At 57.7% G+C, this 23,290-nt stretch carries 18 protein-coding genes; 11 read left to right on the top strand and 7 right to left on the bottom strand.

Annotation, left to right across the window (positions count from 1 at the left end):
• Positions 1 to 77: 77 nt before the first annotated feature.
• Entirely contained in the window at positions 78 to 1,010 is a 933-nt protein-coding gene (locus APH34_RS21725) for an NAD-dependent epimerase/dehydratase family protein (protein WP_054902897.1), read from the bottom strand.
• A gap of 295 nt (positions 1,011 to 1,305) precedes the next feature.
• Between APH34_RS21725 and APH34_RS21720 the strand changes: the two genes are divergently transcribed.
• Complete coding sequence (locus APH34_RS21720) at positions 1,306 to 1,746, top strand: MerR family transcriptional regulator (protein ID WP_054902896.1); 441 nt, start codon at positions 1,306 to 1,308, stop codon at positions 1,744 to 1,746.
• 60 nt (positions 1,747 to 1,806) lie between these two features.
• On the opposite strand, the gene APH34_RS21715 is transcribed toward APH34_RS21720, so the two are convergent.
• On the bottom strand, positions 1,807 to 2,709 hold the full coding sequence (locus tag APH34_RS21715; protein WP_256215830.1) for an acetoacetate decarboxylase (ADC): 903 nt from the start codon (positions 2,707 to 2,709) through the stop codon (positions 1,807 to 1,809).
• A 265-nt stretch (positions 2,710 to 2,974) separates the two neighbouring features.
• Positions 2,975 to 4,411, bottom strand: coding sequence for a coniferyl aldehyde dehydrogenase (locus tag APH34_RS21710; protein WP_054902894.1), 1,437 nt, complete (start codon positions 4,409 to 4,411; stop codon positions 2,975 to 2,977).
• A 102-nt stretch (positions 4,412 to 4,513) separates the two neighbouring features.
• Between APH34_RS21710 and APH34_RS21705 the strand changes: the two genes are divergently transcribed.
• From APH34_RS21705 to APH34_RS21695, 3 genes are all read left to right on the top strand, one after another.
• Positions 4,514 to 5,134, top strand: a complete 621-nt coding sequence (locus APH34_RS21705; RefSeq protein ID WP_054902893.1) for a TetR/AcrR family transcriptional regulator — start codon at positions 4,514 to 4,516, stop codon at positions 5,132 to 5,134.
• Positions 5,135 to 5,228: 94 nt separating this feature from the next.
• Positions 5,229 to 5,915: a type 1 glutamine amidotransferase domain-containing protein gene (locus APH34_RS21700; RefSeq protein WP_054902892.1), complete on the top strand. Its 687-nt coding sequence runs from the start codon at positions 5,229 to 5,231 to the stop codon at positions 5,913 to 5,915.
• Positions 5,916 to 6,318: 403 nt separating this feature from the next.
• Positions 6,319 to 7,965, top strand: a complete 1,647-nt coding sequence (locus tag APH34_RS21695; protein WP_054902891.1) for a methyl-accepting chemotaxis protein — start codon at positions 6,319 to 6,321, stop codon at positions 7,963 to 7,965.
• A 55-nt stretch (positions 7,966 to 8,020) separates the two neighbouring features.
• Here the strand turns inward: APH34_RS21695 and folE are convergent, their stop codons facing one another.
• Positions 8,021 to 8,578, bottom strand: a complete 558-nt coding sequence (folE, locus tag APH34_RS21690) for a GTP cyclohydrolase I FolE (RefSeq protein ID WP_041505791.1) — start codon at positions 8,576 to 8,578, stop codon at positions 8,021 to 8,023.
• A 12-nt stretch (positions 8,579 to 8,590) separates the two neighbouring features.
• Positions 8,591 to 12,154, bottom strand: a complete 3,564-nt coding sequence (locus APH34_RS21685) for an indolepyruvate ferredoxin oxidoreductase family protein (protein WP_041505792.1) — start codon at positions 12,152 to 12,154, stop codon at positions 8,591 to 8,593.
• A gap of 276 nt (positions 12,155 to 12,430) precedes the next feature.
• Between APH34_RS21685 and APH34_RS21680 the strand changes: the two genes are divergently transcribed.
• From APH34_RS21680 to APH34_RS21665, 4 genes are all read left to right on the top strand, one after another.
• Entirely contained in the window at positions 12,431 to 13,357 is a 927-nt protein-coding gene (locus APH34_RS21680) for a zinc-binding dehydrogenase (protein ID WP_041505793.1), read from the top strand.
• Between the two features lie 54 nt (positions 13,358 to 13,411).
• Positions 13,412 to 14,323, top strand: a complete 912-nt coding sequence (locus APH34_RS21675) for a LysR family transcriptional regulator (RefSeq protein WP_047604777.1) — start codon at positions 13,412 to 13,414, stop codon at positions 14,321 to 14,323.
• Positions 14,324 to 14,474: 151 nt separating this feature from the next.
• Positions 14,475 to 15,512: an amidohydrolase family protein gene (locus tag APH34_RS21670; protein ID WP_054902890.1), complete on the top strand. Its 1,038-nt coding sequence runs from the start codon at positions 14,475 to 14,477 to the stop codon at positions 15,510 to 15,512.
• A gap of 17 nt (positions 15,513 to 15,529) precedes the next feature.
• The gene (locus tag APH34_RS21665; protein ID WP_230623083.1) at positions 15,530 to 16,708 is read left to right on the top strand and encodes a phosphotransferase family protein; all 1,179 of its coding nucleotides are present in this window, start codon (positions 15,530 to 15,532) and stop codon (positions 16,706 to 16,708) included.
• Between the two features lie 128 nt (positions 16,709 to 16,836).
• Here the strand turns inward: APH34_RS21665 and APH34_RS21660 are convergent, their stop codons facing one another.
• Positions 16,837 to 17,721, bottom strand: a complete 885-nt coding sequence (locus tag APH34_RS21660) for a DMT family transporter (RefSeq protein ID WP_047604775.1) — start codon at positions 17,719 to 17,721, stop codon at positions 16,837 to 16,839.
• A 10-nt stretch (positions 17,722 to 17,731) separates the two neighbouring features.
• Positions 17,732 to 18,577, bottom strand: coding sequence for an SDR family oxidoreductase (locus tag APH34_RS21655; protein ID WP_041505798.1), 846 nt, complete (start codon positions 18,575 to 18,577; stop codon positions 17,732 to 17,734).
• A gap of 406 nt (positions 18,578 to 18,983) precedes the next feature.
• Between APH34_RS21655 and APH34_RS21650 the strand changes: the two genes are divergently transcribed.
• The 3 genes from APH34_RS21650 to APH34_RS21640 all read left to right on the top strand — a co-directional run bounded on the left by APH34_RS21650 (position 18,984) and on the right by APH34_RS21640 (position 23,286).
• Complete coding sequence (locus tag APH34_RS21650) at positions 18,984 to 20,639, top strand: DUF1302 domain-containing protein (RefSeq protein WP_047604774.1); 1,656 nt, start codon at positions 18,984 to 18,986, stop codon at positions 20,637 to 20,639.
• Between the two features lie 30 nt (positions 20,640 to 20,669).
• Positions 20,670 to 22,034, top strand: a complete 1,365-nt coding sequence (locus tag APH34_RS21645) for a DUF1329 domain-containing protein (RefSeq protein ID WP_047604773.1) — start codon at positions 20,670 to 20,672, stop codon at positions 22,032 to 22,034.
• A gap of 211 nt (positions 22,035 to 22,245) precedes the next feature.
• Positions 22,246 to 23,286 carry a YCF48-related protein gene (locus tag APH34_RS21640; protein ID WP_256215827.1) on the top strand — a complete coding sequence of 347 codons (1,041 nt, stop codon included), beginning with the start codon at positions 22,246 to 22,248 and terminating at the stop codon, positions 23,284 to 23,286.
• Positions 23,287 to 23,290 lie beyond the last annotated feature (4 nt).

Here is a 23,290-nt window from a genome sequence, read left to right as displayed (position 1 = left end):
ATCAAGTAAACCAGCTACTGGAATAAAGTCCTCCCAGAAACGTGGAATGTGGCAGCCACGGTGGAGTCTCGTCCGGCTTAGCGGCGGCCAGACTCTTCCAGGATTTGAATCAGCCCTTGGCGATAAGTCGTGACCTTGAAATCTGGGAAGCGCTGTTTGTACTTCGAGGAGTCGAACAGGTTGTCATGTTCATACCGTGGCAGCAGTTCTCGCAACTCACGAACTTGCCTGGATACCAGGCCTAGCGCCGTGAGGGTCCACTTACCGAGAACCTTGTAAGTAGCATCCCTGCCAAAGATCTCAGAGGCGAGGGCGATGAATTGTTTGTAGGTCAGGCGCTCGTCATCGCAGGGAAGGTGCCACGTTTGCCCAAATGCGTCTGATGCGTTCCCCAAGGCAGCCAGCGCCCGGCTTGCATCCGGCGTCCAGATAAGTGTGCGCTGGGTATCGTCCCGGACGGGAACGCGGGGGCTCTTGCCGACCTTGATGTTGTCGATGACCAATGTATTGGTGATGCTCTGGGTCTTGCCTGGCCCATAGAACTCAGGAGCTCTCCCGATGACCACAGCAATGTCACCTCGCTCCATCTCCTGCAACACCATGGATGCCATCTGCGCGCGAACCTGACCTTTGCGGCCGACCGGTTCGAAGGGTGCATTCTCGGTCAGCAGACGGTCATCTTGCGGATACATGTATGTGTTGTCGAAATAGACGAATCTGGCACCCGATGCGCGAGCCGCATCAAGGGCGTTTCGCAGCATCACGGGGAACTGCGTTTCCCAGAGCTGTGTATCTGGCGGGAGTCCAGCCGTGAAATAAACGATGCTGCTACCCTCGACGGCCTTGGCCGTTTGGCCGGCGTCGAGTAGATCCGCCGCAACCAGGGTGTCGGAGTCGCTGACCTTGCGTGGATTACGGCTGACCAGCCTAATATCCTCGGTGAAGCTGCGTTTCAGTTCTCGCGCCAACTCAATGGCGATCTGGCCAGTTGCTCCTAGAACGGTTTGCATGTGGTCTCCTGGGAACCTCTATAGAAGGTGGGTCTACTGCGTTGAAATTGGGACGTTAGGTATGCACGAGCTTGATTGACGCCCTTGAACGTGGTTCAGCACTTTTCATCAGCGCCGATGCATATACCTTAAGATTAAAGGGAACTTTAAGGTCAACCTGCTTATGGATGCCAGGAACAGCGTAGACACAGAAGATGGGTGGGGCTGAGTGACGACTCGACGCCGTAATCGATTGGCTCTTTCGCGTTTGTAGGATTAAAGTTGGCTTTAAGGTTAATACTTGTGAAGGTGTGGGATGAGAATTGGAGAGCTTGCGAAAATCACGGGCCTTGCCCCTTCGCGCATCCGTTTTTACGAGGCCAGTGGGCTGATTCAATCAGTCGAGCGTAAGGCCAATGGCTACCGCGACTATTCAGAGGATGCGGTGTGGATACTGGAGATGATCACCAGCGCCCAGGCAGCAGGATTTTCCCTGGACGAGATACGGCACCTCTTGCCAGTGAGTTCGAACGGCTGGCGTCATGATGAATTGCTCCTCGGGTTGAAGCGCAAGGTCGAGGAAATCGAAGCGTTGCAAGTGCGCCTGGCACGCAACAAGGAACAGTTGCTGATGGTGATCGACGGCATTGAAAGCAAGCCCGATGGCATGCCGTGCGCGGACAACACCCAACGTGTCCTTGATCGGCTACGCGAAGATATTGCCTCGCACAAGGCGAGCACTGCCCCTGCCAAATGAGTAAGGCCAAACCCTTAAGCACAATCGGCGCGGGCCCAGGGGCGCGCGCCGATACAGCGATCAATCACTCGTATTCAAGGTTGCTAGTGGCTTCGGTGCATAAAGGGCGCTCTGGAATTCGGGCACGTATTCATATTTCACCATCTTGCCCAGCTTCAAGGAGCGGATGTAGGTCGACAGACTGCCCTCGCCGAGCACCAAGTGCGCCGAGTCAGCGCTCGTGCTCGACCCATGGCGGGTCTGCCGAGATGTCGCATAGCCGTAGCTCAGCCTGCCGTCATGGTCGAGATTGGTGAAGCTGTTCGTCACCAGGCTGGCTTCGTTGGACAGATCGTCAAGTTTCTTTGCCTTGAAGATGATATCGATATTGCCGGTCTGGGCATCGACGATGTCGTAGGACACTGACGCGGCTTCCTCACGGCGTTTGATGTCTGTCAGCCACTTCGGCAGGTTGTAACCCACCACGCCACGTACACGGGCAAGCTCTGTGTTCACCGGCAACTTGAGCACGTAACCCCAGAAGTCCTTGGACATGGATTGTCCGATCAGACTGAATGGCCCGAGATTGGATTTGCCGGGTTTGTTGGTAATGATCGACAGGGCAATTTCATTGTAGCTGTCGTTGTCGCAATAGTCGTAGGTGTAGGCCGTGAAAGCCACCAGGCCGCGCCCAGGCCATACCTGCAAGGGTTGCACCTGTTCGAGTACTTCAGCGGGCATCAACGCGCGCAGGCGATCGATGTCTGCCGTGTAAACGGCCGTAACCCGGCTGTTCTTGTAGTAGAAGTTAGGTGAATACGACTCGAAGCCTATGTCGACCTTGGTCTTTTCCAGGCCTTTGAACCAACTGAGGTCCATGCCAGGGGCTTCGGCCTGGATCACCGACAGGGGAGGGTTGGAGCGGTAACGGTCGTACAACCCACCTTTGACGACGGGTACCTGGTGGCCTGCGATATCTATCATCGTGGTTTCGGCATGCTTGGGGATGCCGGGAGTGTCCGCCAGGGTGGAGTTGGCAATGGGCGTCAGGAGTGCACCTGCCACTGCGGCGACGGTTCCGAGTTTCACTTTTCAGTCTCTCCGGTGAATTGCATCACGCATTGATGAATGCGACCAGGCATCTCGCTTGGCGCCGAACTAGCTGGGCCTTACACAAACACCTTAACTTTAAACTTAACTTTAATGTCAAGGCGCTGAGGGACGGCTTTTTCAGCCACTGGACCTGCTGTTATTGCCGGGGCCGCAAGGTGAAGGCGAGTGCTAACTCGGCCAGTTTCCCGAAAGGTGCCCGGAGCAGCCTTGGCAAGTTCCAACGACCTTGCACGAACACACCCTTGGCATGGCTCATCGAGCGAAAACCCTCGATACCGTGATAGGCGCCCATGCCACTGGGGCCCACGCCGCCGAACGGCAGGTCGTCCACAGCGACGTGCATCAGGGTGTTGTTGATGCCGACGTTACCGGAGGTGGTGCACTTGAGCAGCGCTTCGCTGTCGGCCCCCACATTGCCGAAGTAGTAGAGCGCCAGCGGACGTGGCCTGGCATTGATGTAGTCGATAGCTTCGTCGAGGGAGCGGTAGGTATGCACGGGTAGCAAAGGCCCGAAGATTTCTTCGCGCATGACCCGTGCATCGTCACCAGCCCCCACGATCAATACCGGAGCCAGCGTCCGCGGACGCTCTGCCGCGCGCTCCGGCGTCACGCCAGCCTCGATCACCTTGGCGCCCCTGGTACGGGCGTCTTCGACGAGCATCTGCAACCGCGTGTAATGCCTGTCGCTGACGATGGAGGTGTAGTCCGGGCTGGTCGGGCCTTGCGGATAACCACGGGCGACAGCCGCGCGGTACTGGGCGATGAACTCATCAAGGTTATCCTCATGGACCAGGGCGTAGTCCGGTGCCACGCAGGTCTGGCCGGCGTTGGCCAGTTTGCCGAAGACGATGCTGTCGAGGGTGCTGCGTCCGGCATGCCCCGGGGCCACGACCACAGGGCTTTTGCCGCCCAGTTCAAGGGTCAGAGGCACCAGATTGTCACTAGCCGCCCGCATCACCATCCGGCCAACTTGGGTACTGCCGGTGAACAATAGGTGGTCGAAGGGGAGAGCGCTGAAGCTTGCGCCTATCTCAGGGCCGCCGAGTATTACCGCCACCTCTTCGACGGTAAAACTGCCCGCCAGAATGCGTTGAGTCAGCTCACTGGTGCGTGGAGTCAGTTCGGAGGGTTTGATCATCACCCGATTACCAGCCGCCAGTGCGGTGGCCAAGGGGATGAAGGTCAAGGCTATTGGGTAGTTCCACGGCGCCATGATGCCGATCACGCCTTTGGGCTGGTACGCCACGTAGGCGCGGCCAGTACGGTGAAACGCCGCGACGTGACGACGCTCGGATTTCATGAAACGGCGCAGGTGCCGCAACAGGTAGTCGATGGACTGGACCACGCCAAGCAGTTCCATGATGTCTGTCTCATGCCTTGAGCGGTTGCCGAAATCGGCGCTGATCGCTTCCTCCACCTCGCGGCGGTGGGCAAGCACCGCCATGCGCAACTTGACCAGGTTGGCCTTGCGTCGCTCAAGGCTGGGTGGCCCGTCGTTGAGAAACGCACGACGCTGCTGCTCCAGCGTGGTTGCGGCGTCAATAGCGGGGATGGATGTTGCGGCGATGGTCATCCTGCACCTCTCAAGGTCATTGCAATGTAGACATTGTCAACTTGATTTGCGCCGATCATAGGAAGACAATGTGTTCACTGTCAACATGAGTGGAGCAGCCGTATGTCATCCGATGAAATTTGCGAAGCAAAGCCCTACCACCATGGCGATTTGCGTCGCACCATCATCGATACTGCTTTGGCGACCCTGAAAGAACAGCAAGGCTGGCAATTCACGCTGCGCGAAATAGCTAGGCGAGCCCAAGTCAGTCACTCGGCTCCGTATCGGCATTTTCCTGACAAGGGGGCACTGCTTTACGAGTTGGCGCTACTAGGCTTCGAGCGATTGAACGCGGCGATGCAAGACGCCATGGGGCCAACGATGTCGGCACCGGAGCGCTTGCAGGCGATGGCCTATGCCTACCTGGCGTTTGGTGAGGAAAATCCGGATTTATACCGGTTGATGTTCTCGACCCAGGCGGGAGACCCCGCGCAGATCCATGTCGACCCCCGAGCCCAGGCACCGTTCTACCTGGTGATCGAAGTGCTGGAGCGAGGGCAGGCGGAAGGCACTATCCGCGCGCGTTCCGCCTTGGGTCAGGCCACCGCAAGCTGGGCGCACCTCCATGGATTGACTCTCCTTTCGATCGATAGCCGGTTGGTGCCGGCGAAGGTCGGCGACCATGCCATCGAGGATGCTTTGACGACCTTGCTCGATGGCCTGGTACTTGAGCAAGCGGGTTGAGGTCCTGTTGCTTGCTTCAGCGCTACTGTCAAAAGATCTCTCGTCTTGCGAAAGGCGATGCTTGGCCCAACCACCTACGATCAGGTATTCAGGCATGACCAAACGCATCTTGCACGTCGTTACCAATGTGGCCCATTACAGCGACCCAAGTCATCCCACGGGATTGTGGTTGAGTGAGTTGACGCATGCATGGCATGTGTTCGCTGGCAGAGGCTACGAACAACATCTGGTAAGTCCGCTGGGCGGAGCAGCGCCTCTCGAACCTCGTTCACTCAAGTGGCCATTGCTCGATAGCACGGCCAAAGCCTGGTTGAACGACCCGGCGGCAATGGCACGTCTTGCCAACACCTCAAGTCCGCAAGCGTTAGTGTCATCGGAATTCGACGCCATCTACTTTACCGGTGGCCATGCGGTGATGTGGGACTTCCCTGAGGACGAGGGTTTACAACGACTGACTCGCGAGATCTACGAGCTTGGGGGCGTCGTCTCTTCGGTGTGCCATGGGTATTGTGGGTTGCTCAATACTCGGCTGTCTGATGGTCGTCTCCTGGTAGAGGGGCGTCGTCTGACTGGCTATGCCTGGATAGAAGAGGTGCTGGCGGGAGTTGCGAGCAAGGTCCCGTACAATGCCGAGCAAGAGATGAAGCGTCGCGGGGCGCGCTACGAGAAAGCACTCTTGCCATTCACTTCCAATGTTGTCGTCGATGGGCGCCTGGTGACAGGCCAGAATCCACAATCCGCTAAAGCAACTGCCGAGCAAGTAGCATCATTATTGTTTTAGCTGGCGCCTTAAAGTCCGGCTCATAGCCATTTCCTCTCTTGGGTGTAGGAGTCGTCGCACACGTGATCTGCAAACCGATGCTCATCACGAATCTACTGCGCCCATTCTTACATGCGCAAACACGTGACCATTTACCAGATGCGCCTCTGTCAGTACGTTCGAGCAATCCTTTGACCAGTCTCCCACTAGAGACGCTGGGGCAAGTCCGTATCTGTTGCTCGGTACTGTTAGCGCCGTTGTGGATTTTTGAAGAGCACTGAGGTAATGCCAGCTGGGCAACTCTAGAGCGACGGTGGCTTATTACTTTAATTCTCCATAGAGAATTTGATGTCGACAGTAGAATTTATTTCGATAGCTTGCCAAGCTAGAGACTCCTCATAACAAGAAGAACGAGTGATAGCTCATGCTCTTTGCACAGAAATTCTCCATTGGCGCCAAGCTTCTGGTACTGCCCATCCTGTTCGTACTTGCATTATTGGTTGTATCGGGTGTCGCCTATCACGGGCTGGCCAGGCAGCAGGCAGTCATCGAAGAAATTCAACAGTTGCGCTTCCAGCAATATCGACAAGTCTTGGAAACCACCACTGCCTTACAGGCGGCGATGGTAGGTGCCTACGCCGCCGGCTCACGCATACTTGAATCCGGTGGACAGGCTGCGCCGGAAGACCTGGAATCTTACTTCGAGGATATACAGGCTAGTGTCGACGACATGCGCACCGGCCTTGGTAATGCGGCTAGTGAGGCCCGCTTGGGTGATGATGAAAAGGCACTCTATCAAGCGGTGCAGGAGCAGGCTGCTGTGGTGATTGAGGGGCTGGGCGAATTTCAGCGTATAGCCTTGAAAGATCAGATTCAGGCTGCTTCGTTGTTAGGACGGGTACGCGCCGACAGCAACGGCTTGCAAGCGCAGTTCAACCGCCTGTTAGCTCTGCAAGCGCAGCTGACTTCCAACGCGTTTGCCGAGGCCAATGCTTCGCAGCGGCAGGTTTCAAAGATGCTGGTAGTGATATCACTTGTCGCCAGTTCTCTGGCGTTGATGGTGAGTCTTTTGTTACGGGGGCAGATCTTGCGCCCCATCCGCGAAATCGAGCAGGCATCGATAAGGTTGCGAGACGGTGATCTGACGCACCGAGTGCGCGTGATCGGTAGGGACGAGATCGCTCACACTGCGCGGGCGTTCAATGAGCTAATTGACAGTTTCCAGCAGGCGATGTGTCAGGTTGCCACGGTAGCCGCCTCGGTCAGTGCTTCGGCTGAGACATTGGTAGGTGCCTCGGCGCAAGTGGCCGAGAGCTCCTCGGCACAGACCGGTGCGGTTGGGGTGGTATCGATGACCATCGAGCAGATGAGCGTCAGCATCGCCGCCATCTCCAATCATGCCCAGAGCCTGAGAGGCTCGGCCGAGGCTAGCCTGCGAGGCACGCAGGACGGACACCTGGCGCTGTCGCGTCTACTCGAAAACATCGACAGCGTACGCTTGGCATTCTTAGCTATTCGCGGCTCGGTAGGTGCTTTTGTCGAAAGCACCTCGGCGATTGCCGCTAGTATCACCCAGGTCAAGGATCTCTCTGCGCAAACCAACTTGCTGGCGCTCAATGCGGCGATCGAAGCGGCGCGAGCAGGTGAAAGTGGGCGCGGTTTCAGTGTGGTAGCAGATGAGGTGCGTCAGTTGGCGCAACGCTCGGCGCGAGCGGCCAATTCAATCAATGAGTTGACTGTTAACCTTGAAGGCCAGTCTGAGGCGGTTGGGGAGGCGTTGCGTGCGGGCACTGTGGCGTTGGATGACAGTGGCAGGCTACTAAGCGAGTTGGAGAGCACCTTGCAGCAGGCTGCGGACCTAGTTGGAGACTCGACTAGAGGTGTAGACCAGATCGCTGATGCGGTGAGTGCGCAAAGCGAGGGCGGGCGGGGGATAGCGGAGCACATCGAGCACATTGCCCGCATGGCTGGGGAAGGCGATGCGATTACACGTCAAGTGTCTGGAGCGGTGGTATCACTGCGTGAGCTTTCGGATGAACTGAGCCTTGCGGTGAGTCGCTTCCGCTTCTAAATCTGATGTTGTGGCGAGCGGCGCCATGCGCCGCTCCCCATAAAATCAGTTAGAGCTAACGGTTACGAATCAGTTGCAGGAACTCTTGGCGAGTGTTGTACGAGTCGCGCATGCATCCGAGCATGACCGAGGTGCTCATTACCGAGTTCTGCTTTTCCACACCGCGCATCATCATGCACATATGTTTCGCCTCGATCACTACCGCCACACCGGCGGCATGGGTAACTTCGGCAATCGCTTCGGCAACCTGGCGGGTCAGGTTTTCCTGAATCTGCAGTCTGCGAGCAAACATATCGACTATACGCGCCACTTTCGACAGCCCCAGCACTTTGCCTGTGGGGATATAGGCAACGTGCGCCTTGCCAATGAACGGCAACAGGTGGTGCTCGCACAGCGAATACAATTCGATATCACGGACGATGACCATCTCGTCGTTGTCCGAGTCGAACAGTGCGCCGTTGACGATCTGCTCAAGGCTTTGCTGATAGCCATGGCACAGGTACTGCATGGCTTTTGCGGCGCGCCTTGGAGTGTCCAACAAGCCCTCGCGATGCGGGTTTTCGCCAATCCCCTGCAGAATTTCGCGATAGTTTCGGGTCAGTTCCTCGTTCATTGTTGTCCCTGTTTAGAGTTGAATGATAGAAATGTTGTCGGTGGCCTGGCTGGCGTCATGAAACTGTGCAGTCGAGCCATTACGCCATTGCTCCAGTAGCAGCGCTTGACGCTGGTGAGCATGCTGTAGAAAGCGTTCTTTCACTGGCCCGTAACCGCGCACGCTGTTTGGCAGCTCCAGCAGCTCGCGGGCTAGTTGCAGGTTGTCGCTGCGCAGGCCTGCGAGCACTTCATCCAGAATGCTTTCATAGTTACGCAACCAGTTACGCTCGACCTTTCGCTCATGGGTATGGCCGAACGGATCGAGCCAGGTGTTGCGCAGGATCTTGAGTTTGGCCAGCAGCTTGAAGCCTTGCAGCATCCAAGGCCCGTAGCTGCGTTTCTTGGGTTCTTTGCTAATGCCGTTATCGTTGAGCAGCGGCGGTGCCAGGTGGAAACGCAGGCGGTAGTTGCCTTCGAACGTTGACTGGATGTTTGTCAGAAAGTCGCCGTTGCTGAACAGTCGGGCTACCTCGTATTCATCTTTGATCGCCAGAACCTTGAAATAGTGGCGGGCAACACTTTTGGACAGCTCGTCTGGCTGGCCCAGCAGCCGAGTTTCGGCCTCCATACACTGCTCTACGCGTTGCCGGTAACGCTGGGCATAGGCTTTATTCTGATATTGCGTCAGGACGCTCATGCGCCGCTTAACCATTTCTTCCAGGTTTTGCGAAAGTATGCGGTCGGCGCTTTGCTTTTTGCCGGCTTCCACAATGTTAAGTACCCGTGGCAAATCGTGGGCACTGCGTCGGCCCCAGGCGAAGGCTGCCAGGTTGAAGGCTACCGCGGTGCCATTCAACTCGATGGCCTGTTCCAGCGCCTCTTCGCCGACCGGCAACCAGCCTTTCTGATAGGCATAGCCCAGCATGAAGGTATTTGTAGCGATTGAATCGCCCATCAACGTCGTAGCAATTCTGCTTGCGTCGACAAAGTCCGCCCGCGCGGGGCCTACGGTTTCGGCTATTTGCGCTGACATGCCTTGGGTATGGAATTGCGGGTCAGGGTGGCTGGCCAGGTCACCGCTTTGCGCCTGCAGAGCAAAGGTACGCACGAACGCACTGGTAATGCTTTGCTCGCTGTTGACCAGGGCGTGCGTCACACCTTGGCGCAACTTGGATAACGTTTCGGTGTTGGCACTGACAACCAGATCGCAGCCCAACAACAAGGCGGCTTCACCTTCGGCGATCCGCGGGGCAAATAACTGATCCTGGCGGGCAGCGATGCGAATGTGTGACCAGACGGCGCCGCCTTTTTGTGCCATGCCAGCCATGTCGAGGTTGAGCGTACCCTTACCCTCGATAAACGCCGCCATGCCTAGTAAGGCACCGATGGTGACTACACCTGTGCCGCCCACACCGGTCACCAGGATGCTATATGGCTCTTCGAGGGCGATGACCGAAGGAGCCGGCAGGTCCCACTCATCGTCGGCCTTAGCTGCGAGGGCTTGTGGCTTGCGCAGCGTTCCGCCTTCGACGGTGACAAAGCTTGGGCAAAAGCCGTTGAGGCAAGTGAAGTCCTTGTTGCACGAAGATTGGTCGATCTCGCGCTTGCGGCCGTACTCTGTGTCCACCGCCACCACCGACATACAGTTGGACTTGTTGCTGCAGTCGCCACAACCCTCACATACCGCTTCGTTTATCACCACTCGACGTGCTGGGTCGGGGAATGTACCGCGCTTACGCCGCCTGCGCTTTTCCGCGGCGCAGGTTTGGTCATAGATGATTGCCGATACTCCCTGGAATTGGCGCAATTGCTCCTGGACCTCGTCCATCTTGTCGCGGCGTATTACCGGTACACCTTGGGCCAGATCATCAGTGCCCTTGTACTTCTCAACATAGTCACTGACCACCACTATGCGCTGAACGCCCTCTGCAGCCAGTTGGCGGCTGATTTGTGACACGCTGAGGCTGCCGTCCACTGGCTGCCCGCCTGTCATGGCAACGGCATCGTTGTAGAGAATCTTGTAGGTAATTTGCGCCTTTGCCGCAATGGCGGCACGAATAGCGAGAATACCGGAGTGGAAGTAAGTACCGTCACCCAGGTTGGCGAAGACGTGTTGGGTGGTGGTAAACGGCGCTTGGCCGATCCAGGCCACGCCTTCGCCACCCATTTGGCTGAAAGTTTGGGTTTGCGGGTAGATCCAGGCGGCCATGTAATGGCAGCCGATACCGGCCAGCGCGCGGCTACCTTGCGGCACCTTGGTCGACGTGTTGTGCGGACAGCCAGAGCAGTAGTGCGGCACGCGTTCCATCAGGTTGCTGAACTGGCCTTTGCACGCCAGTTGCGCTTCCAAAAGGGCTAGGCGCATTTGAAGCGAACCGCCTGGGTGCAGGCGCAGGATTCGCTTGGCCAGGGCTCGTGCGATCATCGCCGGCGTCAGGTCATTTATAGCCGGCAGCAGCCAATCGGTGTGCGGCAGGCTCCATTCACCCTTGTCGTCGAACTTGCCAACGATGCGCGGACGTACGTCTTCACGCCAGTTGTATAGCTCCTCCTTGAGTTGGTACTCGATCATGTGGCGCTTTTCTTCCACCACCACAATCTCTTCAAGACCTTCGGCGAACTGTCGTACACCTTCAGCTTCTAGCGGCCAGACCATGCCGACCTTGTAAAGGCGCAGACCGATTTTTTGCGCTTGTGTTTCGTCGATCCCAAGGATGCGCAGGGCCTGGCATACGTCGAGATAGGACTTTCCCGAAGTGACAATGCCGATTCGTGCATTCGGCGAATCCATGACAATGCGATCGAGGCGGTTGGCTCGGGCATACGCCAGGGCGGCATACAGCTTATGCTCCAGCAGCCGCTGTTCCTGGGCCAGTGGTGGGTCGGGCCAGCGGATGTTCAGACCCCCTTCAGGCAACGCGATGGTCGGGATTACAGGTTGTACGCGGTGAATGTCGATATCGACGACGGCCGCGCTTTCAACAGTATCGGCCACAGCCTTGAGGGCGACCCAGCAGCCTGAGTAGCGCGACATGGCCCAACCATGCATGCCGTAGTCGAGGTACTCCTGTACGCCGGAGGGCGCCAACACCGGCATCATCACAGCCTTGAAAATGTGCTCGGTCTGGTGGGGAAGGGAAGAGGAGCGGGCGCCATGGTCATCGCCTGCAACGGCCAATACACCCCCAAATTTTGATGTGCCAGCTGCGTTCGCGTGGCGGAAAACATCACCGCAACGGTCTACGCCGGGGCCCTTGCCGTACCACATCCCGAATACGCCATCATACATGGCACCTTCGAACAAATTGACCTGCTGCGTACCCCAGATCGAGGTAGCGGCAAGGTCTTCGTTCATACCAGGGTGGAACACTGTGTGGTGTGCTTTGAGGTAGTCGCGTGCTTTCCATAGGGCCTGGTCGAAGCCCCCTAGCGGCGAGCCGCGATATCCGGAAATGAACCCGGCAGTATTCAGGCCGTTGGCCCGATCGCGTAGCCGCTGCATCAGGGGCAGGCGCACTAGCGCCTGAATCCCCGTGAGCAGTACCTGTCCACTGTGTTGTACGTATTTGTCTTCCAGAGAAACCGGGGTACTCATGTTCATCCTCCAGGCGTTGTTCTTGTATGGCTGCACCGGTAAGGGCGATGCCTTGTCGAGGCCGACTCTAGAAAGCAGGGGCGCGATCGTAAAATCACAAAAACAGCCGTGAGGTATTGGTGTTTCAAATACCTGCATGCGTCGGCATTGGCGGTGTTGCAGCTCAAACCGCGGCTGTCGGGTTTGGATGCTAATTAAATATGGACAAATAATCAAAAAATGTTCAACTATTGATCGTGAAGACGCTTGAAAACAAAACAGACAAGGGAGAAAGCCATGCGTGCAGCCATCATTTCCGAACGCAATGCCTTGCCACAGGTGCGTGAGTTCAATGAGCCGCAAGCGCAAGACGGTGCGGTACTGATCGACGTGGACACGGCCGGCCTCGGGGGGTGGGATGTGCTCGGGGCCTACCGTCTGGGTGTCGAATACCCTTGTGTCATCCGTGGTGAGGGCGTGGGACGAGCGCCGGATGGGCGGCGGGTATATTTCGGTGAGCGTTCGGTGCTGCCCTACGGTGCCTGGGCCGAGCGCACTTTGGTGCCGCAAGCCGAAGTGTGGAATGTGCCGGATGACGTGGACGACAAAACCGCGATCAGCATGGGTATTGCCGCTACCGGGGCCATCGTGCCGCTGGAAAAGGCTGAGATCCAGAAGGGTGAAAAGGTCTTGGTACTCGGCGCCACCGGCACCTTGGGACAGATTGCCTTGCAGCTTGCGCGTGGCATGGGTGCTGGCAAGGTCGTTGGTGCTGCGCGTTCACAGGAGGCACTTGGCCGTCTGAAGTCGCGCGGAATCGCCGACGAGGTCGTTACCCTGGGTGGCAGCGATGATGTTGACGCACTTAAGGACGCAGCGGCCGGTGGCTTCGATGTGGTACTCGACCTGGTGTGCGGACAACCCTTGCTGACGTCCTTGAAGGCCACCAATTGGGGGGCACGCATTATGACCATTGGCACTGGTGCTGGCCGCCAGCTCAACCTGGATATCGCCGACCTGCTGTTTCGCAGCTTGTCGTGCATCGGGACCGGCCAGCGCCCCCCTGCGGACCGTGAACAGATCTGGCTGCGACTGTTGAAGATCGCCAGGGCACAGCAGATACATGTGGACTACCTGGATTTTACTCTTGACCAGGCCGCAGAGGCTTGGGCTGCTCAGATAGATGGACCGCACGCCAAGATCACGGCCACGATCCGCCGCTGAAGGCCGCAGCGGCAAGCGGTTTCATTGGTTCTGGCGGCGGGCTCGGTATAGCAGATGATCAAGGGCAAAGACGTTTCCATGCGCCAGCTTCGGTACTTCGTGGCGGCGGCTGATGCGGGTCAGTTCTCCCAGGCGGCTGTCAAGGTGCACGTGTCGCAGTCGGCCATCACCGCCGCGGTGCAGCACCTGGAAGAGACTATGGGTGTTAGCCTTTTCGACCGTTTGCCCTATGGCGTGACACTGACGGCCGAAGGCAATAAGTTTGCCCAGCATGCGCGGCATATCCTTGATACGTTGCAGGACGCCCTGAGCGAGCCGCTGTTCCTCAGCCACTCGACACGGGGAAGCGTGCGGGTGGGGGCTTCCTACACGGTGCTGGGCTACTTCCTGCCAGCGCTGCTTGCACGATTCAAGCGCAGCTATCCGCAGGTGGAGATCGAACTCGTCGACATAGATCGCCACAGCATCGAGCAGGCGGTTAACAATGGCGATCTCGACCTGGGCCTGGTAATAGTGTCCAACACCCCCAGCCTGCATGTGTTCTCTCACCAAGTGTTGATTCGGTCTCGCCGGCAACTCTGGTTGGCCAACCAGCATCCCTTGATGACTGCCTCCTCAATCAACCTCGAAGACGTGGCGCAGCACGCCTACATCCTTGCCACCGTGGATGAAGGTGACAGCTCGACGTTTCGCTACTGGGCGTCTCGTGGGTTGGCTCCCAACGTGGCTTTTCGTACGTCTTCCATGGAGGCGCTGCGTGGCATGGTCGGCCATGGCTTTGGCGTCGCCATTCTTTCCGACATGCTTTACCGACCTTGGTCCCTGGAGGGTAAGAGAATCGAAGCTCGGCCATTGGCGGATGTCATTCCGCCCATGGAATTGGGGCTGATCTGGCGACCCGACGAGCACTTATCGATAGCGGCCCAAGCGTTTCGACAGTTCCTGATCATGGCGTGTACGTCGTGAAACCTTGCTGGCCTTGCGTTGTTTCTCAGGTTGCTATGCGCAAAATAGATAAATGAACAAAAATAAAATAAATGTCTATATTTTTACTGGTTCCGAAAGTGCCGAGCGGTGACCGTTCGGCCTGCTGGCCGATTACAAAAAGGAGAAAGCCATGCTGATCGATGTACACGCCCATCTGCTGACTGAAGGTATGCTCAACCGCCACGAATTCTGGGGGCCCTTCATGAAGGTCCAGGGGTTGACTGTCGGCCATTTTTCCCTTGGCACCAAGCAGCCCGCCAGAGCGACGAGCGACGCAGAGGCGCAAGTCAACTTGTTGGTGCGCATGACCCACGCGAGTCGTCGCAAGCTGATGGCCGAGCGGGGTGTCGACAAGCTGGTGGTCTCTACGCCTTCGCATTGCTTCATGTATTGGGCGGGTGATTTTGCCAACGAATACGCGCGTATCTGCAATGATGAGATGTCGGCGTTCTGCCGTGCCGACCCTGACCATTTCGACTTCTGGTGCCATGCCAATCTGGCCGACCCGTGCAACGCCGCCAAGGAAATCGAGCGAGCGGTAACCCAATTGGGGGCTAAGGGTGTATGCGTAGGCGGTGCCAACTTCAACGGATTGCAAGCTTATGACGAACAGTTGTTCCCGGTGTGGGAGAAGCTCACGCAGCTGGATGTACCGATCATGGTGCATGGCTTCAACCAGTCGATCTACTGGGGCGAAAAACACACCGACGACAAGTTCGAAACCACGTCCATTGTGGGCGATTGCGTCGATGAGACCCTGTTTTTCTGGTACCTAATCTGTGGAGGTGCCCTGGATGTCTTTCCAACCCTGAAAACCTACATCACCCATGCGGGGGGCATGGCGATCTTCCAACTGGGCCGACTCAGCGAACTCAACCAAGCTATGGCGCCCGATACGCGCAACCAGCGGCCGCTGCTGGACTATCTGCAGAACTTCTACTTCGACCTTGACGTGCACGCACCTGGTCTGCGTCGTGGTGTCGCTGAAGTGGTGGGTGCTGAACGCTTGCTGTACGGTACAAACTTCGGTGGGGCCTATGACCACGGTGACCTGACGGCCGGGCTAGGGCTATCGGTGGCGGATCGTGAGCGGATCCGCAGTGGTAATGCAATTGAACTGCTCAAACTGAAAGTGCCAGCCCACGCCGCCCGCTCCGTGACACCATGACGGGCAGCAGGCTGGCGATGAATGCTGGACGGCCGTATCCTCAACGTGTCGGGCGGCTGCCGCGACAACTCGGCGACATCAGCGCCGCCTGGCTGACGGAGCTGCTGCAGCCGCGTTACCCCGGTATCGAAGTACAGGCGTTGGCGGTGGTGGAGATCCGCAATGGGCACACTACCAAGCTGCGCGTCAGGCTCGAGCTGAACGAGGTCGGTCAGCGTGCAGGGATACCGTCCCATGTCTGCCTGAAATCAAACTGGTCAGAGGGCTTCGAGAGCGGCGATATCTGTGAATTGGAGTCACGTTTCTATCATCTGACCCGCGCGTGGTCCGGCGCGCCATTGCCTGCCACGTATTTCACTGATTGGGACGCCGATGGTGGGGGGCGCGGCGTAGTGGTAATGGAGGATCTTGGGCTGGCAGCCGGGAAGTTCGGCCACAGCACTGATCACCTGGGTGTGGATGGAGTCGCGCAGGGGCTGGAGTCTTTAGCCGCGTTGCATGCCGTGACCTGGGCGCACCCGCGGCTGCACCGTCAGGTCTGGCTTCCGGTGTCGATGGCCAACCCGGTAGACAACGACGGCCTGCTGCGTATGTACAACTACATCAAGGTCAACCTGGGCAAGGATGACTACCGGCAGCGGCTACCTCGTTGGATCTATGAGAGGCCAGAGCTCTTCAGCCATGCTTTCGATGAGTTGGCTGCCTTCGAGCGGGCACAGGTTTCGCCCTCTTGCTTGATCCATGGCGATTCGCACCAAGGGAACAGTTTTCGGCGTGACAATGGACAACGCATATGGCTCGACTGGCAGTTGGCAAGACGCGGGCGGCCATGGCGCGATGTGGCGTACTTCATGCTCGGCGCGTTGACGATAGAAGAACGCCGCGCCGAGGCGCAACGGCTTCTGCAGGTGTACCGCGAGAAATTGATCAGTCTGGGAGCGGTTGGTGTACTCGACCAGGACGCCGCCTGGGAGCAACTGCGGCGTTGGCCGGTGTGGGGCATGCAGACATGGATGTCGAACATGGATGACTGGGGGCAGTCAGGATTGCCGATGGTGGAGCGATTTTTTACCGCCGCCGAAGACTTCGACACGCTTCGCCTGCTGACACAAGGACGCAAGCCACGGCGTACTCCGGTGCTGGGCGAGGGCGCTCGTCCGCTGACGCCAGCCTATGCACACCTGTTGAAGGATTGAACATGGTCAAAACGCACGTGCATGGAGGTAATCGAGGCTGAATATGGCGGACTGGAGCACTACCTGGCGCGCTTCAGCGGTATGGATCGTTACGGCTTGGACGCGATCTGCAATCGACTTCTAGTGGCTTAGGGCAGGGGACTTGCGGTGACCTGTACGGGTTGCCATTGGGCCAAGGCAATCCCCAGCAAAATCAGTCCGCCGCCTACCGCGTGATACAGGTGCAATGGCTCACCGAGCAGCCCAATCGCCAAGGTTGCGGTAAAGAGAGGGACCAGATTCATCAGTGCCGCGGTTTTTTCCGGGCCCAGGCGTTGCAGGCCTTGCATCCACAGGCCCGGTGCCAACGCCGAAGCGAATAGGCCAGCAAACAAAACCAGCGGCAGGCTTTGAGCACTCAGGGCCATCGATGATGTAAGCAAAAATGGTGGTACCAGCATTAACGTGCCGCAGAGTATCTGTACATAAAGGCTTTCCCAGGTGGGCAGAGGGATTTGCCAGCGCTTCACCAGCACGCAATATAAGGCGTAGGACAGTGACGCCAGCAACATCAGCCATTCACCCAGGCCTACCCCGCGCTGCCAGAGCGATGGAAGATTGCCCGCGGCCAGCAACCATGCCAACCCTGCGAATGAAACTGCCGTGCCTGTCAGTAACGGCAGGGTGGGGCGTGTATGCAGTAGCGGGAAGGCTACCAGTACCGTCAGCAAGGGCATGGTCGCCAGGATCAATCCCATCGAGGTGGCACTGACCGTATGCGCAGCAAAGTAGGCCAGAGACTGATACAGCGACATGCCGAGCAATCCCAGTAGCCACAGTTTGGGCAGGTATGGCCGTATCCTCTGGCGCATTCTCCAGACCCTGGGCAGCATGACCGGTGACAACACCAGCAATGCGGTCAACCAGCGATAGAACGAAATGGCCGCGGGATCTATCACCCCCACCGACAGGCGATTGACCACGGTACTGGCAGCCCAGATCAGTGTGGCAAGCACAGGAAACAGCAGCTTCATTACTGGCGCTCTAGTGGCTGTCGGTGTTTCGAGCGGCCAGTGCCGCGGCAAAATCACGCTTGAGGGTCGGGAAGTAGGCAATCTGGCCACCCATGCCTCCGGCAATGTCGATCGAAGCCGCGCTGATGAAACTGGCGTATTCGCTGGAAAGGAACAGCACCATGCCTGCAACATCTTCCGGTCTGCCATAACGGCCGATCGGCACCACCTTCATGACCATCGCATCGAACTCCTCACGGCTGACCCCGGGGCCCATCTCCTTGTAATGGCGGTCCCACTGGCCAGTGTCGATCCAGCCCATGTTCAGGCTGTTGACGAGAATATTGTCCTTGGCCAGCGACATGCCCAGCGAGCGCGAAAGCGCCACACATGATGCACGATTGATCACCGAAGGGATCCCGTCTGGGGTGGGCACGGTGCCGGCCAGGGCATTGATCTCGATGATCCGACCCCAGCGCTGTTGACGCATGAACGGCACCACAGCCTGGACGAAGCGAAAATGCCCCATCTGCAACACATTGGCGTGTTCAAGGATGGCTTCCGGCGTGAGGGTCTCTAGGTTGCCCCCACGCCCCTGGCCCGCGTTATTGACCAAAATGTCCACGCTTCCCCAGGTCTGCACCACCTCACCGACGAAATGTTGAACACCCTGAGTGTCCGTGACATCCACGGCTCGGGCCAGTACCGCCTGCGCATGTTCCTGCAATTGTGCTTCCGCTTCGCGGACGGCCCCCAAGCTACGTGCGCAGATGGCCACACGGGCACCTTCCAGTGCGAAGGCACGGGCTATCGCAAGGCCTATACCGCGTGAAGCACCAGTGACAATCACGCGTTTTCCGCTCAGATCGATGTTCATGCGGGGCAAGCTCCTTGTGATTCTTGTTGGATGGACGCAGGCAGGTTGCGGGTGCCTTCAGTGGCTTGTTTACCGGAAAAAAGCCGGTTGAGCAAAACATAATTGAACAGTTAGCCTTTTTGTGTGCAGTATTGGCCATGGTTTCTTCCATGTCCCCGGATAGCGGTTGCGATCAGAGGCAACAAAAATGAACCTAAATTCTGAATGCAGAATCAAAATCTTTATATGGAATTATTTGTTTTTCTCGGTTAATTTGAAATCAAGCCATGGGGAGCGCTTCACCGGTGAAACCTGCCGGCAAGACCACCCGAGACGCTTAGGCAGGTGAGGCAGCAGTACGTCAGCACGGCTGTAGCCAGCATTTGGCCTTTCACAAACGACTGAAAATAAAAATAAAAGGTGCCGTATGAAAGACATGACCAAGCAGGGAAGGCATGTGTTTAGCCGCAGCGCGATAGCGTTGGCAGTGCTCGGTGGGATGAGTGGAGCGCACGCTGTTTCGTTTGACCTGAGCAACCCTGACTATCGCCTGCGTTGGGACAATACCGTGCGCTACAATTTGGGTGTGCGCATGGAGGGCCAGGACCACCGCATCATGCGGACGCCGACCTACGACGAGTCCGATAGCAAGTTCGACAAAGGCGATATCGTTACAAATCGACTCGATGTGTTGAGCGAAGTGGATTTCTCGTACCTGAACGAATGGGGCGCACGCCTCAGTGCTGCTGGCTGGTACGACAATGCCTACCGTAACACCAGTGTCCACAGCCAGGTGGGCGGCCAAACCAGCTATGAAAATGGGCACTACAGCGATGAGGTCAAGCGCTATGTCAGGGGGCCCTCCGGTGAAATCCTAGATGCATTCGTATGGAAGAACTTTCAGCTTGGCGATACCCCGCTTAACGTCAAGATCGGTCGCCATACCAACTACTGGGGCGAGGGACTGCTGTTCGGTGCCCACTCGGTTTCCTATTCGCAGGCCCCGAGTGACGGCGTAAAAGCCGCTACCAGCCCGGGTATCGAGACAAAAGAAGTATTTCTGCCCATCGGACAGGTCTCTGCCAAGGCCCAGGTCACTGATCATCTTTCCATCGCCGGCCAGTACTTTTATGAGTGGGACTACACTCGTATTCCTTACGGCGGGACCTACTTCGGCGGAGCAGACTTCCTATTCGAAGGGCCGGATCAGATGCCAGCCGGTGCAGGGGCACTCAAGCGCGCCTCCTCCAAGTATGGTCGCGACAGTAATGCCAACTGGGGCGTGATGGCCAAATACAACGTTGAGGCGATCGAATCGACCTTCGGCTTCTACTACCGCCAGTTCGATGACTATCAGCCTTGGCTCGCACCGCAGGTCAAGGCGAACCTGGGTGAGTACCGCGTCGTGTACCCCCGTGGAGTCAAGCTTGCCGGTGTCAGTTTTGCTCGTGTGTTCGATTCGGTAGCCGTGGGCACGGAGCTGTCATACCGAAAGAACGGCGCATTGAACGCCACTGGCGTCAGCACCGTGGATGACGAGGGGCCGCGTGGTGACACCATCCACTTTATCGCTAACGCCGTGTATGGCATGCCACGCAACTTCATTGCCAATAACGCGACCTTGGTTGGCGAGTTTGCCTACAGTCACCTGGTCAAGGTGACCGAGCATGACGAGTTGTTCAAGTACAAGGGTAATGCTGCCTGTACGGACGCTCGTACACCGGGTGTTGCCGGCTCCGGCGACGCGTCCGATGGTTGCTCGACGCGCAACTACTACGCGGTGGCAGTCAACTACACGCCGCAATACCTGAGCATCTTCCCTTCTTGGGACATGGACGTACCTCTGACCATCAACTACGGCATTCATGGTAACGCTGCCTCGGCTGGTGGCGGCAGTGAAGGTGCGATGTCCTGGTCGGCGGGTGTGAAGTTCACCTATCAGCAACAGTATGAATTCGGCCTGCGTTACGCCGATACCCGCGCCCAACCCAAGAACCTGGCAAATGGCACCGTCGGTGGCAATGGCGGCGTTGGTAACACAGACCGGGGTTGGTTGGCATTCACATTCAAAACCTCCTTCTGAACAAATCCAATAAAAACGGAGACTGCCCGAATGAAAAGACAATTGGCCTTGTCCCTCGCGCTGTTCGGCATCGCTACCTGCAGCATGGCTGCGGTCAGCCCGGAGGAAGCGGCGCAGCTAGGTAAAACGCTGACCCTCTTCGGTGCGATCAAAGAGGGAAATGCAGAGGGCACGATCCCTGCCTACGATGGCGGGTTGCGTACTGCACCGCCAGATTTCAAACCCGACAGCGGGTTCTGGGCCGACCCATTCCGCAATGAGAAACCCTTGTTCCGCATTACTTCGCAGAATATGGCCCAATACGCTGACAAGCTCAGTGAAGGACAAAAGGAAATCCTCAAGAAATATCCGGAGTACTACTTCGATATCTATCCGAGCCACCGCACCACGGCATATCCAAAGGAGGTGTTGGATGCCACGGTACGCAACGCCACCACTTGTAACACCCAGAGAGACGGGCTGGCTGTCGACCCGGCCTGCCGTGGAGGGTTGCCATTCCCGATTCCGAAGACTGGCAACGAGGTCATCTGGAACCAGCAACTGCGATACAAAATCGGCCCCGGGTACTCCACCACCAGCTCCTCTAATAGCTGGGTGATGGATGCCAATGGTCAGCGGACCAAGGCTGCCGAGCAAGCCACGTTCGAAGAGCAGCCCTACTATCAGCCGACTCAGGCCGACCGCGATCCAATGATGTATGCCCGCGTGTATTCGCTGAACAACTATCCGGCACGCCGTTCGGGTGAAGTAACCGTGCTCAACGATTATCTGGACCCTGCGGCCAAAGCGCGCCGAGCCTTCAGTTATTCGCCTGGCCAGCGGCGGGTGAAGCTGGCGCCGGAGTTTGCTTTCGATACGCCAGTCGCTAGCCAAGGCGGGGTTACGCTGTTCGATGAGCTGCAAATGTTCTCGGGCAGTCAGGACCGTTTCGATTACAAGCTGGTGGGCCGAAAGGAGATGTTCATCCCTTACAACGCCTACAAGTTCTACTTCGAGTGCAACCAGGACGAGCAATTCCTCAAGCACCATGCCAATCCGGCGTGCGAGCGTTGGGAGTTGCACCGTGTATGGGTTGTCGAGGCCACACTCAAGCCGGGCAAGCGCCACGTCTACAGCAAGCGTACTTATTACCTGGACGAGGACACCTTTGGGATTGGGCTGTACGACGCTTGGGACCAAAGTGGTGCCTTGTATCGGGCGATCTTCCTCAGTGGTGTGCAGTTGTACGACAAAAACTTGCCGTACAACGTGAAAAACGTCGTGTATGACTTCAACAAAGGCATGTGGGCGCTGCTCAACGACGGGTTGAAGGGCGGCTACAAGTTCGTCGACACACCACGAACCGAACGGGACATGAACCCCGAGGCAATTGTCGCGCGGGAGACCCAACGCTAACCGCCGGGCTGTTTGTGAGCTGCGCGCTTGTAAAGCGGTTCGCAGTTGAAAAGGTTGTTCCTGAGCCCGGCAATGAGGGGTGCTCGTTGCCGGGTAGCAGGGCGACTCTGGCATGGTGAGGATAAAAACAATGAGTAGCCAAGGCCTAGCAAGACCTGATTCTTTGAGCGTGCGCGTGTTGAGTGCGGCTCTGATTCCTTTGTGGTTGGCCGTGACGGGGACAACCCAGGCTGGAACGACCACCATTGATCCGCTTGAGATACCGGCGCCCACACTCGCGCAGCCTCTGGCCGCACCGCTGATTAGCATAGCCCGCGCCGGCGACGTGTTGGTCAGTGTTGGTCTGCGCGGCCTGATTCAGCGCTCCCACGATAATGGCACTAGCTGGGAGCAAGTCCCCAGTCCGGTGTCCAGCGACTTCGTTCAAGTACGCTTTAGCGATGCGCGCAACGGCTGGATTGTCGGCCATGACTCAGTGGTGCTGCACAGCAGTGATGCCGGTGCCACATGGTCTGTGCAGATGGACGGGCGCAAGTTGCTCAGCCTGCTTGGCGGTGTCTATGGCCAACGGGCCGAACAGGGCGACCAAGAGGCCGCAGATCTGGTCCAGGAAGTAAACCGAGCGGTGACTACCTCCGCAACACCCGATGTGATACCCGCGCCCTTGCTGGACGTGTTGTTCGACGCCAGCGGTCGCGGCTTTGCCGTGGGGGCCTTTGGCATGATCCTGCGCAGCGACGATGCGGGCAGCACCTGGCAACCTTGGCTCGAGCGCGCCGACAACCCTCGCAGAATGCATCTGTATGGGCTGGCGGAGCGCAATGGCACGTTCTACATCAGCGGCGAACAGGGGATGTTGCTGCGCCTTGAGCCTGGCCAACAGCGCTTTGAAAAGATAGAGACGCCCTACACCGGCACCTATTTTGGTGTCGCCGCCTTTGAGCACTTGCTGCTGGCCTATGGGTTGCGCGGCAATCTGTTCGCCAGCGTCGATGATGGCCAGCAATGGCAGCAGATAGTAACCGGTATCGACACCAGCCTGGTCAGCATCGTGGAGCAAGGGCCGGCGCTGATCATGGTGAGCCAGGGTGGGCAACTGGTCAGTGTGGATCGCCAAAGCCTCAAGGTAGCTGCGCTGGTTCAAACGCGCGAGGGCGACGTGTACGCGGCAAGCGCTACCAAACAGCCCGGGCGGCTGGTGGTGGCACGCTTTGCCGGTGCCAAGGTCATCGACATCGCCCGGGCTAACTGACGCC

Origin of the sequence: Pseudomonas sp. NBRC 111131, from assembly GCF_001320525.1 — a bacterium.
GTDB lineage: Bacteria > Pseudomonadota > Gammaproteobacteria > Pseudomonadales > Pseudomonadaceae > Aquipseudomonas > Aquipseudomonas ceruminis.
The sequence above is the reverse complement of the archived record's forward strand: the minus strand, read 5'-3'. Positions and strand labels throughout refer to the sequence as shown.